The organism is Pedobacter antarcticus (assembly GCF_900103515.1).
GTDB lineage: Bacteria > Bacteroidota > Bacteroidia > Sphingobacteriales > Sphingobacteriaceae > Pedobacter > Pedobacter antarcticus.
Genome location: NZ_FNGZ01000001.1, coordinates 124,485 through 139,911 on the forward strand (window position 1 = coordinate 124,485; position 15,427 = coordinate 139,911).

Annotated in this window: 11 protein-coding genes; 7 read left to right on the forward strand and 4 right to left on the reverse strand. The window is 39.6% G+C overall.

Annotated elements, in window-relative coordinates; genetic code table 11:
* Positions 1-87 precede the first annotated feature (87 nt).
* Positions 88-1,428: an NADP-specific glutamate dehydrogenase gene (gene gdhA / locus BLR53_RS00555; RefSeq protein WP_074586171.1), complete on the forward strand. Its 1,341-nt coding sequence runs from the start codon at positions 88-90 to the stop codon at positions 1,426-1,428.
* 62 nt (positions 1,429-1,490) lie between these two features.
* Here gdhA and BLR53_RS19740 read toward each other — a convergent pair whose 3' ends face one another.
* Together BLR53_RS19740 and BLR53_RS00560 are read right to left on the reverse strand one after the other, a co-directional pair.
* Positions 1,491-1,646: a hypothetical protein gene (locus BLR53_RS19740; RefSeq protein ID WP_176763495.1), complete on the reverse strand. Its 156-nt coding sequence runs from the start codon at positions 1,644-1,646 to the stop codon at positions 1,491-1,493.
* The gene (locus BLR53_RS00560; RefSeq protein WP_074586173.1) at positions 1,643-2,281 is read right to left on the reverse strand and encodes a type IV toxin-antitoxin system AbiEi family antitoxin domain-containing protein; all 639 of its coding nucleotides are present in this window, start codon (positions 2,279-2,281) and stop codon (positions 1,643-1,645) included. Before BLR53_RS00560 ends, BLR53_RS19740 begins: the two co-directional genes overlap by 4 nt.
* 775 nt (positions 2,282-3,056) lie before the next feature.
* On the opposite strand from BLR53_RS00560, the gene BLR53_RS00565 reads away from it, so the two are divergent.
* The 3 genes from BLR53_RS00565 to BLR53_RS00575 are packed head-to-tail and all read left to right on the forward strand — an operon-like array spanning position 3,057 to position 8,819.
* On the forward strand, positions 3,057-6,053 hold the full coding sequence (locus BLR53_RS00565; protein ID WP_083331954.1) for a SusC/RagA family TonB-linked outer membrane protein: 2,997 nt from the start codon (positions 3,057-3,059) through the stop codon (positions 6,051-6,053).
* A 2-nt stretch (positions 6,054-6,055) separates the two neighbouring features.
* Positions 6,056-7,501: a RagB/SusD family nutrient uptake outer membrane protein gene (locus BLR53_RS00570; RefSeq protein ID WP_083331955.1), complete on the forward strand. Its 1,446-nt coding sequence runs from the start codon at positions 6,056-6,058 to the stop codon at positions 7,499-7,501.
* 10 nt (positions 7,502-7,511) lie between these two features.
* Positions 7,512-8,819: a TlpA family protein disulfide reductase gene (locus BLR53_RS00575; RefSeq protein ID WP_176763496.1), complete on the forward strand. Its 1,308-nt coding sequence runs from the start codon at positions 7,512-7,514 to the stop codon at positions 8,817-8,819.
* 24 nt (positions 8,820-8,843) lie between these two features.
* Here the strand turns inward: BLR53_RS00575 and BLR53_RS00580 are convergent, their stop codons facing one another.
* A complete protein-coding gene (locus tag BLR53_RS00580) occupies positions 8,844-9,206 on the reverse strand; it encodes a hypothetical protein (protein WP_074586178.1) in 363 nt (120 codons plus the stop codon).
* Between the two features lie 610 nt (positions 9,207-9,816).
* Between BLR53_RS00580 and BLR53_RS00590 the strand changes: the two genes are divergently transcribed.
* From BLR53_RS00590 to BLR53_RS00600, 3 genes are all read left to right on the forward strand, one after another.
* Entirely contained in the window at positions 9,817-10,689 is an 873-nt protein-coding gene (locus tag BLR53_RS00590) for a helix-turn-helix transcriptional regulator (RefSeq protein ID WP_074586183.1), read from the forward strand.
* 75 nt (positions 10,690-10,764) lie between these two features.
* The gene (locus BLR53_RS00595; RefSeq protein ID WP_074586185.1) at positions 10,765-11,880 is read left to right on the forward strand and encodes an FAD-dependent monooxygenase; all 1,116 of its coding nucleotides are present in this window, start codon (positions 10,765-10,767) and stop codon (positions 11,878-11,880) included.
* 194 nt (positions 11,881-12,074) lie between these two features.
* Positions 12,075-12,971: a LytR/AlgR family response regulator transcription factor gene (locus BLR53_RS00600; RefSeq protein ID WP_074586188.1), complete on the forward strand. Its 897-nt coding sequence runs from the start codon at positions 12,075-12,077 to the stop codon at positions 12,969-12,971.
* 61 nt (positions 12,972-13,032) lie between these two features.
* On the opposite strand, the gene BLR53_RS00605 is transcribed toward BLR53_RS00600, so the two are convergent.
* On the reverse strand, positions 13,033-15,405 hold the full coding sequence (locus BLR53_RS00605) for an ABC transporter permease (protein ID WP_074586190.1): 2,373 nt from the start codon (positions 15,403-15,405) through the stop codon (positions 13,033-13,035).
* Between the last annotated feature and the right edge of the window lie 22 nt (positions 15,406-15,427).

Sequence of the window (15,427 nt, forward strand, 5' to 3'; positions counted from 1 at the left end):
GGCAAATTAAAATTATCTCCGAAGCATGATATCGTACATCTGATGTGCAGATATTTTACCTGTCATTTTTAATATTTAAACCAATAAATGGATTTATCGATTAACGAGTTTATGAATAAAATAAAAGTCCGGAATGCCCACGAACCGGAGTTTTTACAGGCTGTATATGAAGTAGCTGAGTCAGTGGTACCTTTTAGTGAGAAAAATCCAAAATATAAGATCAATAAGATTTTAGAGAGGATGACAGAGCCCGAACGGGTAATTATTTTCAGGGTTCCCTGGTTAAACGATAAAGGTGGAGTAGAAATCAACCGTGGCTTCCGGGTACAGATGAACAGTGCAATTGGTCCTTATAAGGGGGGCTTGCGCTTCCATCCTTCGGTAACTCTGAGTGTACTTAAGTTTCTAGCTTTTGAACAGGTATTAAAAAACAGCCTTACCGGTCTTCCTATGGGTGGGGGTAAAGGTGGTTCAGATTTCGATCCTAAGGGGAAATCAGATGCGGAAGTAATGAAATTCTGCCAAAGCTTTATGACGGAGCTATACCGCCACGTAGGTGCCGACGTCGACGTACCAGCAGGTGATATTGGCGTAGGAGCCAGGGAGATTGGATTCTTATTTGGTCAGTACAAAAGAATAAAAGGTGAGTTTACAGGTGTATTAACAGGTAAGGGAAATGAATGGGGCGGGAGCTTGATTCGTCCGGAAGCAACCGGTTATGGCGTAGTCTATTTTGTGCAGGAAATGCTGAAAGCTCGCGGAGATGTTCTTAACGGTAAGACTGTTGTGGTCTCCGGCTCAGGAAATGTCGCACAATATACCGTTGAAAAATGTATTGAGGAGGGAGCGAAGGTGGTTACACTTTCGGATTCTGAAGGCTTTATCTATGATCCTGAGGGAATTGATACAGCTAAACTGCGTTTTGTTATGGAGCTTAAAAATACGCAGCGTGGAAGAATTAAGGAATATGCAGAGAAGTTTGGCTGCGAGTTTTTTCCTGGTCAAAAGCCATGGGGCATAAAATGCGATATTGCTTTCCCTAATGCTACTCAGAATGAACTGGATGATACAGATGCCAGGGTTTTGATAGATAATGGATGCATCTGCGTTGCTGAAGGTGCCAATATGCCTTCTACACCTGAAGCTATTCAGGTGTTTGAGCAAGCGAAAATACTTTATGCACCAGGCAAAGCTGCTAATGCTGGTGGCGTTGCAGTTTCAGGTCTGGAGATGTCCCAAAATTCACTCCGTTATTCATGGGGCAGGGAAAAGATTGATGACAAATTGAAATCGATTATTCAGCAAATCCATGAGTCCTGTGTGAAATATGGTACAGAAGAGGACGGTTATGTAAATTATGAAAAAGGTGCAAATATCGCAGGGTTTGTAAAAGTTGCAGATGCAATGATTGCTCAGGGTATTGTATAGAAATTATTATTAGTGTTGACGGGGCTGAAAAGCCCCGTTTTTGCTTATATAGTCCGAGCTCATCATGGCCGTGAAATCCCGCCATAGAAGGCTGCTTTTTCAAAGAAATTTGTTCTTGAAAGGCCTGCCAGTGCAACTTCCTGCATAATTTCTCTCAAAGCCGAAAGTACATCTTCTGTATTTTTAGTGTCGTATTCTCCAATCCATTCTTTAATCATAATTTCTCCAGTGTTTTAATGAGCATGCTTAAACTCCCTTTTTTTGGCGCATCTTCAATCCAGGAATGTAGTGCCTCAAGATTGAGCTTGTGAAGCCATTCTGCATCTATTCGAAGATCGTCCAGCAAGAAATTACGGGTTTGGACCGGACTTCGCAAAACCAATCCGGCCGTGGTGATGATCTTGTCGCAAATTGCTTTTTCGGGCATTGCCACAAGGGCAACTTGTCCTGGAGATAACTCTATACTCCTGATACCAAAACTGTAATAAGGAGATGGCATATACCGGTAGCTAAACCTGCCTTTTAGGTTTTTGAATTTTTTGGAGAGTTTCATGGTAATCGAACTGACTTCGTAGACTCGTTCAGGGATCAAGCCCCAGTACGACATAGCTGATTCAAGCGATACACAGCTTGGTCCCCATAAATGATTTGCAATCAGGAAAGTTTCAGGGCTGGGTAAGTTTGTTTTTATACCGGGAATGTAAAGACCCTTCTTGAGCGAGATGAGCTCACCGCTCTTAATAAGTTCACTGATCTTATCGTTAGGTCTTTTATAATCCTTAAGTATCTCCAGCATAACTTGCCGGGTTAAGGGGGCATTCGTATAGGGTCTGACTAGATATTTAAAGTCCATAATTTAACAGGATGTATGTAGGGATATGAATTGATAACCGGAAATAATCAAAATGAATTTTTTAAGGCCTGTCATCGACGGCCCATGCCGTGCAGGCATAATTGTTTAGTTTGTGTTCAATGTTCATTTTGGAATTTGGTTATGGTCTTTTTATAACATCCTTTACGACGGACTTTCCAGTGTACATGCACGAATTTTTCTCTCTATGACCCAATCAATTTTCTATAAAATTTGATTTATAACGCCCTTCCAAATGTTTGCGATGCAGTTAATACAGGCCAGGTTGAGGACCTATCTGGCTATATTAAACGCATAACTCAACTCGTTTTCCAAGCGTTCAATAAGTGTTAGACTTATATTTGAATTAGAAAAAATTGTTATAAATAAGAGTTTTGCAGATTCATATCTCACGCCGCTGATGCAAAACAGTAGATTTATTCCCACTTCTTGTGGTAGAATTGTACATAGCATATCTAGATAAGAGTTGGTTTCTACTGTAAATCCGTGTCAGCAATAAGGCGTGAGAACCAAATTGAATCTACGGTATGTGGGAACCCACTTTTGTCCTTAGGCTATATCCTGCAAAACTCGTATAAACCCATACGAGAAATGAACATAGAATTTCCATACCCATTCACTCACAAAACATCATTGCTGATCTGCCCACCTGGATAAAACTATTCAATGGCAAATCAATTTTGATATCGCCCTATAATCTTTCCTGTCTATTCCATCCAGGTTAACGTCTTCTTAAACCAAAACAACACAAGTAATCATGAAAAAAACGATAAAAATAATCGTAATGGCTGTGCTATGCCTGAATTTTCAGGTAATGTCACAGTCGGTTCCCATACAGATTACGGGGACAGTCCTCGACAAATTGGGAAAGCCAATAGCGGGAGCTAACGTCGGTATTCCATTGAGCAAAGCATTCGCTGCTACAGATAGTTATGGAAAGTTCACTATTAGAGCCGATCAGTCAACTGGAGAGTTAATGGTAAGTAGTATCGGCTACAAAACAACCAAAATAGCTTACGGTCCTAAACCTAATCTTCAAATCATTCTGGAAGAAAGTACAGGAAGCTTGGATGAAGTGGTTGTGATTGCGTATGGTAAAACAACCAGGCGTCTCAATACTGGTTCTGTCGGTCAGGTAAGTGCTGCTGAGATAGCGTTACAACCGGTCTCTAATCCGCTGAGTGCTTTACAAGGGCGTGTGGCCGGTCTAAGCATAACTCAGAATAGTGGAATTAATGGCGCCGGTGTGAAAGTACAGATCCGTGGGCAAGCATCGTTGATGCAAGGTTCAGACCCTCTATTCATCATTGATGGCGTTCCATTCGCATCGGGAAATAGCTCCATAAATTCCGTGACCAATGCGACAGGAACGGCTGGTATAAGTCCATTCAGTACAGTAAATCCCGCAGATATAGAAAGCGTGGAGGTTCTTAAGGATGCAGATGCAACTTCTATTTATGGAAGCAGGGGCGCTAATGGAGTAATCTTAATTACCACTAAAAAAGGCGTATCTGGAAAAACCAGATTTAGCCTTAATGGTTACAGTGGATTTAGTCAGGTTACCCGTACAATGGATATGCTGAATACGCAGGATTATCTTATGATGCGTAAAGAGGCATTTAAGAACGATGGCGCAGCAATGACTAATGCTAATGCACCTGACCTGTTACTCTGGGACCAAAACCGTTATACAGATTTCAAAAAACTACTTATAGGTGGGACTGCCAAAACTAATGACTGGCAAGCCTCTGTGAGTGGAGGAAATGAAAATACAAGGTTTCTCTTTTCTGGCGGCTACCATGGTGAAACATCTGTATTCCCCGGCGAGCAACGCGATGATAAGATATCAGGCAGATTGAGCCTGAACCACCGGTCAAAAGACGAAAGGTTTACGTTGGATCTAAGTACAAGCTATTCGTATAATAAGAATAAAATGAGCGCGGGCGACTTGACTGGTTTTATTAATATGCCACCTAATATGCTGCTTTATGATAAGAACGGAGACTTGAACTGGCAGGAAGGAGGTGTTTATTTCGATGGAGCGATTACTAATCCATTGGGTGCAGCGAACAGAAAATATACCGGAAAATTCGCAAATGCTAATACTAGTTTGAATATGTCTTATTTGGTGTTATCTGGATTGTCAGCAAAATTAGCTATGGGTTATAACAGCGTTAATGGGGAAGACCAGGCACTAGATCCCTCTACATCTATTAATCCTAATTCCGGAAATTTCCCGTATGCGAATTTTGGCAGGTCTTCTTTGAACAGCTGGATTATTGAGCCTCAGGCAGAATACAATAAAACGCTAGGTAAAAGCAAAATTAATGTTTTACTCGGAGGAACCCTGCAGAATACAAGTAGTAACAGTCTAAGCATAGCTGCCCAAAATTATAAAAATGATATGCTGCTTTCTTCGATTGCTGCTGCCGGAAATGTGACGACTAGAAATAGTGATTTTGCTTACCGTTATACCGCCATTTACGGAAGGGTTAATTATAATTTAAAAGACCGCTACCTCGTAAATTTAACAGGGAGAAGGGATGGTTCAAGTCGGTTCGGGCCAGGTAAGCAATTTGCTACATTTGGAGCAATCGGAGCGGCCTGGATATTTTCAAGTGAACCTTTTATCGAATCTGTAGCACCTTGGTTGAGTTTTGGAAAGTTACGCGGGAGTTACGGTAGCTCGGGCAATGATCAGATTGGAAACTATAGATTCCTGGATACTTGGGCAAGTACTAATTTGCCTTATGAAGGTGGTGCGGGGTTACAGCCATCTAATCTATACAATGGTGATTTTTCATGGGAAACTAACCGGAAGGCAGAGCTCGCTATGGAGCTTGGAGTCTTTGACAACAGGTTTCTGTTAACAGCCGCATATTTCAGAAACCGCAGCAGCAACCAGTTGATTAACTATAAATTACCAATACAAACTGGTTTTAATTCAATCTTACGCAATTTCGATGCGATGGTTCAGAACTCAGGACTTGAACTAGTACTGGAAAGCAAATTCATCAATTCTAAGGATTTTACCTGGTCCAGCACATTAAATTTTTCGATCCCAAGGAATAAATTGGTCAAGTTTGACGGGTTGGAAAAATCCAGCTATGCCAATACCTATTTTATTGGAGAACCACTTTCGACGAGAAAAATCTTCGAGTACCTTGGTGTGGATCCTATATCAGGAATATATACTTTTCGTGATGTAAATGGAGATGGGAAATATGATTCGAATGATCGTGTTCAGCTGCAAAATACTCAACCAGAATTTTATGGGGGTGTACAGAACAGCTTCGCATACAAAGGTATAAAGCTTGATGTATTTATTGAGTTTAAGAAACAATTAGGTTACAACTACTTGCGTACTCAATCTGCCTATATACCTGGCTATTATTATTTCAATCAACCCGATATCGTACTACAAAGATGGCAATCGCCGGGTCAGGAGGCGAAAATTCAGCGCTTTGTAGCAGTAGGAGGCAGCCCTGCCTTTGCAGCTGCGGGTAATTATCTTCCGGACTCGGATGCCATATTCAGTGATGCTTCTTTTATCCGGTTGAAGAATGTTTCACTTGCTTATAGTTTTCCAGATAAATGGATAAAAAAGATGAAGGTTGAAAGGTTAGGTATATACCTCCATGCACAGAATTTGTTGACGCTAACTGGGTATGAGGGTGCTGATCCAGAGACACAGAGCCTTTTGGTACTACCTCCGTTGAGAACAATAACCCTTGGTATTCAAGTAACCTTATAATCATGAAAATAAGAAAAAATAAAAAACTCCAGTTGTATTCTGCATGGCAAGAAAGCTTATCTATGATAGTATTTATAAGTTCATTTCTAGTTCTTTTCGGATGTAAAAAATTGCTAGATGTACCAAAGTCGAGTAGTTTAGTTCTTAGCAAAGATGTATTTGCTAATAATGAAACGGCAACCTCAGCAGTATTGGGCCTTTACAATAAAATGGTTACCCTTAATTTAAGCATGACTAATGGTGGTTTGAGTATTTATCCTGCTCTTTCAGCGGACGAATTATATAGTACTTCAGCTCACTCTGGTTATGATCCTTTCTCCATTAATGATGTTCCTGCAGCTAATGCGATAAACAACAGCAATTTTTGGACTACTGGCTATAAAAATATTTATCACGCAAATTCGATATTGGAAGGTTTGAACGCTTCGACTGAGATTACAGATACAGTTAAAAACCAGCTAAGAGGTGAAACACTAGTCATTCGTGCCTTATACTTTTTTTACCTGACTAACCTTTTCGGAGATGTGCCCCTCGTCTTATCTACCAATTTTGAGCAGAATGCAGTTATGTCAAGAACTCTGCAAAAGACCATAATCGGGCAACTAATTATAGACCTGAAAGAAGCAGTGAGTTTACTGACTCCAGCCTACGCCACTACAACAAGAGCCAGAGTGAATTCTTTTGCAGCAAGGGCCTTGTTATCTAGAGTGTACCTCTATAACAGAGAATGGAATGAGGCAGAAAGCGAAGCAACGGCGTTGATCTCATCTGGATTATATAGCTTGGAAAACGTGCTGGATAAAACTTTTATCAGTACATCCAATGAAACGATATGGCAATTAGCTAGAGAAACGTTAAACACAGCAGAAGCAGCGGTGTTTATTCCTGTTTCCAAAACAGCTCTGCCGAGTATTGTGATCAGAAATGAATTGTTAAATATTTTCGAAGCTGGCGACAAAAGAAAACAACATTGGATAGCTTTTAATTCTGTTAATGGTCAACGTTACTACTATCCATACAAATATAAGATACGAACTGGCAGCAATGTCGGAGAGTACCTGGTGGTATTCCGTCTGGCAGAGCAATATTTAATCCGAGCTGAAGCAAGGGCTGAGATGAATAATCTAACAGGTGCCATAGAAGATTTAAATATAGTAAGAGCACGGTCTAGATCGTTAGCCACAATTGATATACCTGATCCGTTACCTAGTCTATCTTTAGATCTCGATAAGTCCGAATTAGTTGAAGCGGTTTATAAAGAACGTGTCACTGAACTTTTTTGCGAATGGGGACATCGATGGCTGGATCTGAAAAGGAGTGGAATGGCTGATAAGGTAATTTCAAAATTTAAACCTAATTGGAAAGTGGGCGCTGAGCTTTATCCAATACCTTTTGCTGAAACTCAAATTAATATATACTTAACCCAAAATCCTGGATATGCCAATTAATTCACAAAATATGAGATTTAGTTTGTTACAATTTAGCATCTGGACGGCTATACTGTTAAACGTAGCGCCCTTCGCTTATGGGCAGGCTGCACTGAAAAAGGGAGAGCGGCTCCCTAACATGACAATTAAGAATTTATATAATGATACAAAAAAAGAAATTAACCTATCAGATCTTAACTCTAAACTAATTCTGTTTGATTTCTGGAGTCCAAGTTGCGGAGCATGTCTCGTCTCTTTCCCAAAGTTGGATTCATTGCAAAGATTATTCGGAGACGAGATTCGTATCATCTTGGTAAACAAACAAAGTCTTGACTCTACAAAAAGGTTTTTTGAGGCGCGGAAGTTCCTATATAAACCCAATCTCCCTTTTGCCACTAATGACACGTCTCTCAACCGACTTTTTCCAAATCTCGGCAATCCAGCTTTTGCATGGCTGGATGGGGATGGTATATTTTATGAAACTAGCGAAGAGTTAACTGGTGACGCTATTCGCAACTTTCTGTCCCAACGTAAAACTGGAATGGAGAACTATCGGCAAAAACGTAGAAATCTTTCATCTCTATTCGATTCTGCATTTGGTAATAACCTCTTGAGCTATTCCTATCTGGTAAAAGCAATACCAAGCGTTAGGTTGTCAGGCGCAGTTGGAGAAAGAGGTATATCTAGTTCCAATAGTACTATACTTGATTTGTATCGGAAAGCATATAACGAACAGGGGAGATTTAATTTCGATAAATCCTGGAAAATAAAATTGATAGTGCAAGATAGTAGTAGATATTTAATTCCAAATAATTCCGATCTGGCATATCGCTGGAGAAAGGAAAACCTATATACCTATTCGCTTTTGCTTCCTAAAGAAAAAGCCAAAGATCGTTTCGTGACTATGCAGAAAGACTTAGACCGTTATTTTGGAGTGGATTCAAAAGTGGAAAAACAAATGGCCAAATGTATGGTACTAGTTCGTACGAGTTTAAAAAACAAATTGAAGTCGAATAAGAATTTGAAAGCCGAAGAAACCGGCCCATTGAAATTTACAATGTCTGGTACGAATACTGTTAAAATTGAGCGAAAACGAGAACTTTCAAACCAGCCATACCAATTGTTTTCAGGTCTTTTCGGGGCTTGGGTTGAGTTAAGGTTACATAAACCGTTTATTGACGCAACAGGATATGAAGGAAATATTGATATCTCTTTAAATGGTGAGATTCTCGATCGTTTTGAATTAAACGAAATCAGAAAAGCACTACAGGTATACGATCTTGATCTTGTAGAGAAAGAATGCTTCATTGATGTTTTAGTACTGAGAGATGAAATATAGGCGGGCATTTAAGCCCGCCTATTGTTACCTTGTTTGTTTGCTGAATGCTATTCTGTGGTCGTCGCTTGCGGGTGCAGGCGCTAGACTATTGATTGTCTGTGGGTTTGGATAACCCACAATGCAATTCGTCTCAGTTTCGTCCGCACAATCTGTAATTGGGTTCGCACCACCCTGCATTGAATCGTCTTTAGTTTGTGGGCTAGTGTTCAGTTGAGCTTGCAAAGTACTACTTGAGCTAATCGAGTACCAGTATAGACTTGGTTGTACCTTTTTCTCAACCACAGATTTTGCTGGAACGAATGCAAAAGTTAAACCTAAAACTGCTACAAGAGCAAATGTGAACATAGCTCCAAGCCATGTTTTTCTATTAAATGATTTAGTATTCATAATGGTGATTTTTAAATTAATAATGCTAATAATGTTCGTCCTTCAGGTGGACATTTCCGAAAAAGGTTGTCCGCTATCGACAGCCTTTTTCATTTTGGCCTCGCGGCTTTCTTCTGAACACTGCGAACTTGCAACGATGAGGAGCGCGGCTGATATTATCGAGAAGGAGAGCGAAAGCAGGGCTAATTCGGATAGTTATACCCACAATCGGTTCATGCTGTATTGCTGTGTTTAAGATTTTCATAGCCTTATCTTAATTAATAGTTGTTTGTTTTATTGATCTAAATAGTATCTGTTTTAGGTCTCCCAAACAAATATTTCTGCTCTCGCAGGAGTTTATTTTAATGTCTCACAAAAAAATGCTTAACTAAAGCTAGCGCTAGATCCTTCATAAAAACAACACGCTTTGCGACACTTTTTGCTGAGTTGTACGTTTTTACCTATTGAACTGTTCGTTTTAAATGCGAAATGTCTTTATATGTAATTTAGAATGTGAGTTGATCAGTAGAGGGTCCAAATTGGATTAGATAGCCGGCGATATTTGCTTCTTATATTCGCATATGTTAATCAATTACCATATGCTATCTTTACATTAAGCGCCGATAGAACTGTGTCTAAGAAAACGAAATTTATTCCCGTAAACACAATTGCTGCAAGTTTCGATATAGGAATTGCTATTGAAAGAACTTATTTCGGTAATTCGGAAGCTATAAGTTCAGATTCTCCGAAGGAAACCAAACAGTCACATAGGGAAGACCGCCATTCATTTTTTATTCTTGAAAGTGGTACCATCGCCCTGGAAGTTGATTTTCAGGAGTATAAAATTGAATCCTCATCGGTTATTTATATGCATCCGGATCAGATACACCGTGTTCTTGAATTCAAGGAAATGACAGTCACCAGTTTAGGAATAAATAATGAAAATCTGAATCCAGAATATATAAAACTGTTGGAAAAACTAATTCCCGCAAGACCTTTAGTGTTAAACCAGGAAGCCTTTAATTTAATTGCTGAAACTTCAACACTCTGCATCAAGTTTTTCGAGCGTAAAAACGATAAGCTCTACCAATCTTTACTTAAAGACTGTTGTAACACCTTGGTCGCGCTGATCGTGTCGGAATACTTAGCAGCTGTCAAATCAACAGAAGTACATTCCAGGTTTAAGGTAATATCAGATGCATTTAAATCCTTATTGGAAAGTAATTTCCTAAGCATTAAGAGTCCCTCTGGCTTTGCTCAGAAATTAAATATAACCACTCCTTACCTCAATGAGTGTGTCAGAAATTCGACTGGACACCCTGTTTCATATCATATACATCAACGTGTTATTTTAGAAGCTAAACGTTTGCTTTACCACTCCAATAAATCGGTCAAAGAAATTGCAGCAGAGTTGGGTTATGATGACTATCCTTATTTTTCACGTCTGTTTACAAAAGTAACCGGAATGACCGCTTCAACCTTTAGAAAGAAAAACCTCGAATAGTCCAATAGCTACTTCGGATCGAGATTAATTATTACACCTATAGCATCTTTCTTTGCGTTAAGAAAATGGTTAAATATGGATTCGATAAAAAATAAAAAAGTACTGGTTTCTGGTGCAAGTATGGCAGGTCTTTCAACCGCACATTGCATGACTAAATTAGGTTACAAAGTAACGGTAGTTGAACTGGCAAATGAACCACGGACTGCTGGAGGGGCTATCGATATAAAGGGGGCTACTGTTGAGGTCGTTAAGCGTATGGGGATTTATGAAAATCTAAAGGCAAACGCTTTAGGAGTGGAAATGATAGAATTTAAAAATGCAGATGATATAACTGAAAATAGCTTTTCTGTAGCTGGCGAAGAAGGAAACCCTGATGAGCAAATAGAAATCGAACGGGATAAATTTGTCAATGTTATCATGGACCGGCTAAAAGATGATGTTGAGTTTATTTTCAACGATAGTATCACTGCGTTAAATGAAACAGATGACGAGATACGTGTTATTTTCAAAAGTGGCTTAGATCAATCTTTTGACTTAGTCGTTGGCTGTGATGGTATACATTCAGGTGTAAGAAAAATCTGGTTTGGTCATGAAACTGAATATTCCCATTTTCTAGGTGCTTATTCTTCTATTATTATTCTGAATAAATTGCTGATAAAGAAAAATTGCCTGCAAATATATAATGAGCCAGATAAGGCCGTTATGCTCAACGCTTATAAAAATAAGACTGATATAATCTTTTGCTTCAATTCAGAAAAAGAGATTTCTTACAATTACCGCGATTTGGAAGAGCAAAGAAAAATAATCCTGGAACAGTTTTCAGACGTAAATTGGAGAACTCCGGAACTATTAGAGGAAATGAAACAGTCGGAAAATTTTTACTTCGATAAATTCTGTCAGATAAAAATGCCCTCATGGACAAAGGGCCGTGTAGCTCTGGTGGGCGATGCGGGCTATTGTGCTTCTCCCGCTGCAGGAATGGGTGCCTCGTTAGCCGTAAGCGGTGCCGGGGCACTAGCAGATGCTTTACAAAAATATAACGGACATTTTGAATTGGCATTTCAGGATTATAATAAAAACCTGAGGCCATTAATAGAGGAGGTTCAAGCTGAAGCCGTAAAGAATTTGCGGAATAATTTTATCCCCAGAACTGAGGAGGCTATTCGCCGAAGAAACATTGAGGGCTTTTAGTATTTGAATACTATTGTGTAGAGATGTAAAGATTCCATAAGTTCTCTGATAAAAAACAATACACAATGCGATCCTTTTTGCTGAATTGTACATATTCACCTGCTGAAATGCCCATCTGCAAACGTGAAATGTCTTTATAGTTAATTTATTATGTGGAAATATTTGTATTTTTAGAAAACTATTTAATTTCAAGAATGCAGAAATATAAAAACATAGACGATAAAACATTGCCTAATCTCGGTTTAGGGTGGTTTTTGCTGATTGCATGCTTTATTACGCTATGTTTAATTTGGCCAGCCGCCGATATTCATATCTGGAATATTTTGACCGAAGAATGGTTTCAGCGTGCATTTGTGAATACGCTGGTTGTCGTCATACTGATGATGAAAATAGTCGGCTATTCCGGCAGGTATCTCGATATGAAAAATCCCTGGGAGGAAAACCCCTGGGAAAGGTTATTGATGCAGCTGATTTTCGGCTGGGCACTATCTGCCGGAGCCGGCTACCTGGTTACCTGGTTTTTTTCGGCTCAGCTCCATATTGATAACCGGGTGGTACGGTCCAGAAGCCTTATTTTACTGATCTCTCTGTTACTGAACTCATTGTATATAGTTCGATATTTCATTCTTAGAGTCGTAGAGCCGAAATTTCGTGAGCTGGAACCTGTGCCGGAACCGTTACCAGAGCCGGCAATGGAAACAGAAAGGGAGCCGGAAGGATATTCTGTGTTTTTTCTGATCCCCGATGGGAAAGGGGAAAAGAAAGTTCTGGTTATTGATATTGCATATATATCCAGAGCTGAGAATAACACGCTTATTTATTCCCATGGGGGAGCGATTGATATTTGTTATTTGTCGCTTGACTTTCTGATTTCCCGATTAGATCCTGATTCGTTTTTCAGGGCCAACCGAAGCTACATTATAGCTAAGGAGGCTATAGAAGGTTATTCAAGACAAAGTGATAGAAAGTTGAGCGTCAATTTAATTCCTCCAAGCGATAATCCGGCGGTAGTCAGCAGGACTAAAGCAAAACAACTTATTTATTGGTTCAAGGCTGGGAAAGGAAGCATATCGATTTTACGTGATCAATAATATGCAGGTATATCCGTTTAGTCTTTAGGGATTAAATTGGTTAGGCCAGTGGGGTTGAAGGCTATTCATATTTTAATGCATCTACAGGGTTTGCTTTCGCTACTTTGAAACTTTGCATACTAATAGTTAGAATCGCAATAGTCAAAGAAATTCCTGCTGCCAGCATATATGGCCATAAGCCGGTGCTCACTTTATAATCATACGTTTGAAGCCATTTGGTTAAAAGAACATAGGCGATAGGGATTGCTATAAGATTAGATATCAGTACCAGTTTGATAAAATCTTTATTCAATAAAACAAGAATACTTTTTAAATCTGCACCCAGGACTTTTCTGATGCTAATTTCCCGTTTCCGCTGTTCTGCCATATATAAGGCTAATCCGAGTAGTCCAAGGCAGGAAATAACAATAGCGAAGCTTCCGAAAATATTGGAAAGCACGCCAAGTAGTTTCTCGGACTTTATTTTTTGTTCCATGCCTTCATCAATATATTTTAAAGCAGATGGGTATGCCGGATTCAGCTGCTGGCTAATTCTGTTTATTGTCTGGATAGCAACGTTCAGCGGCTGACTGGGATTGAGCCTCAGCAATAAAGCGCCGCTCTTTTTAGGGCTATAATAAAATGCGGTAGGCTCCGCCTGATTTCTCACTGTTGCATTATTGTAATCATTGACCACACCAATAATATGCAGTTTTTTATCGCCCCAGCTAATGGGTGTGCCCACGGGATGCTGAAGTGCCATCATTTTTACTGCTGCCTGATTGACAAGAATCCCACTGGCAGTATCTGAGGCTAACAGTCTTGAAAAGTCGGCTCCCTCTATCAGTTTAGCTCCAATCGTACTAACAAAATCGTATCCTACAGTGCGGTAATTAATAACATAATCGTCTTTTTTATTTTTTCCCGGCCAACTGAAGTTACCTGTAATTGAGCCACCATTAGCGGTGAAATCTGCCGCATATTCTGAAGCCGATACAATTGCATTCTCTTTTTTTAGCGCCGTCTTCAAGACCTCTACTTTGCTGGGATTGGCAAATTCTCCCTCTAGGTTTAGCTGCACAAGGTTATTTTTATCAAAGCCCAGCGGTTTATTTTTCATATACTGAATTTGAGAATAAACGATCGTAGCACCAACAATCATAACTATGGATAAGCTAAATTGAAAAACAACTAAAAGCCTCCTGATTGATAACGAACCTTTACCAGCTATTGTAAACCCTTTTAAAACCCTTATTGGCGTAAAAGATGAAAGGTAAAATGCAGGGTAGCAGCCGGCAAGGAAACCGGTAGTTAATATGAGAACAATAATGGAGCACCAGAATAGTGGAGATTGATAATTAATGGTGAGAACTATTTCCAACAAGTGATTAAAATATGGAAGTGTGAGTTCGATAAGTACAAAAGCAATAACCATAGCCAAAAAAGACAATAACATGGATTCCATCAGGAACTGGCTAATCAAAGCCTTTCTACTTGAACCCAAAACTTTCCTTACACCTACTTCCCTTGCCCGCTTTTCTGATCGTGCAGTAGAGAGGTTCATATAATTGATACTGGCAATTAGTAATACGCAAAAGGCAAGAAAAAAGAAAAGTCGTACCTGATCTATTCTACCACCTATCAGTTTGCCGTTTTTAAACTCGTCATATAGCTGATACTTGCTGAAAGGGAAAAGAAAGACTTCCATCTGTGTGTCTTGCTGATGTGCTTTAATCAGCTTCCTCAGCGATGCGTCGGCTGCACCGAAGTCTGCATTCTCCTTGAGTTTGAAAATAGTTGAACAGTTAATACTTCCCCAGCCGCCATTTATTTCATTAGGATATTCCTGGTCATGAAAGGCCCAGGTTTGCAACGCCTCGAACTGCATACTCTGGTTTTTAGGCGGGTCTGCAATTACAGCGGTTACAGTCAGAGGTTTGCGGTTGTCCCACATCAAACTCTTTCCTAAAGGTTCTTCACTGCCAAATAACTTTCTGGCAGAACTTGCGGTAAGTATAACAGAATTGGGTTGTTTTAATGCTGTTGCAGGATCTCCCTTAAGGAAAGAATAATCAAAGACCTGCAGAAACTCCGGGTCTACATAGCTATAAGTTAACTTGATTTTATTTTGCTGGTAAGTAAAGAGCTTATTTTCTTCATCACTCATTCTGGTCGCAAGCTCAATACCAGGGATCTCCTGAGCAGCAGTATGGGCAAGTTGGTTTGGTGTAGCCTCTAAAGTAATAGTGTTACTGCCCAGCTTTAAGTTGAGCTTCGCAAAATATATGCGGTCAATATCTTTAAATTGTTTATCGTAACTCCACTCGTAATTAACGTAAAGCAGCAGTATCAGACAGGAAGCAAGTCCAATTGCTAGTCCACCTATATTGATAATGGTGAACCCCGGATTCTTACGAATGTTTCTTACCGCTATTTTGAAGTCAAGTGCGAGCATATTTTATTATTTTGCTGGCTTA

Bases quoted from the DNA above. Each gene is read 5' to 3' on its own strand.
- gdhA (WP_074586171.1), top strand. From the start codon at position 88: ATGGATTTATCGATTAACGAGTTTATGAATAAAATAAAAGTCCGGAAT.
- BLR53_RS19740 (WP_176763495.1), bottom strand. From the start codon at position 1,646: ATGATTAAAGAATGGATTGGAGAATACGACACTAAAAATACAGAAGAT.
- BLR53_RS00560 (WP_074586173.1), bottom strand. From the start codon at position 2,281: ATGGACTTTAAATATCTAGTCAGACCCTATACGAATGCCCCCTTAACC.
- BLR53_RS00565 (WP_083331954.1), top strand. From the start codon at position 3,057: ATGAAAAAAACGATAAAAATAATCGTAATGGCTGTGCTATGCCTGAAT.
- BLR53_RS00570 (WP_083331955.1), top strand. From the start codon at position 6,056: ATGAAAATAAGAAAAAATAAAAAACTCCAGTTGTATTCTGCATGGCAA.
- BLR53_RS00575 (WP_176763496.1), top strand. From the start codon at position 7,512: ATGAGATTTAGTTTGTTACAATTTAGCATCTGGACGGCTATACTGTTA.
- BLR53_RS00580 (WP_074586178.1), bottom strand. From the start codon at position 9,206: ATGAATACTAAATCATTTAATAGAAAAACATGGCTTGGAGCTATGTTC.
- BLR53_RS00595 (WP_074586185.1), top strand. From the start codon at position 10,765: ATGGATTCGATAAAAAATAAAAAAGTACTGGTTTCTGGTGCAAGTATG.
- BLR53_RS00600 (WP_074586188.1), top strand. From the start codon at position 12,075: ATGCAGAAATATAAAAACATAGACGATAAAACATTGCCTAATCTCGGT.
- BLR53_RS00605 (WP_074586190.1), bottom strand. From the start codon at position 15,405: ATGCTCGCACTTGACTTCAAAATAGCGGTAAGAAACATTCGTAAGAAT.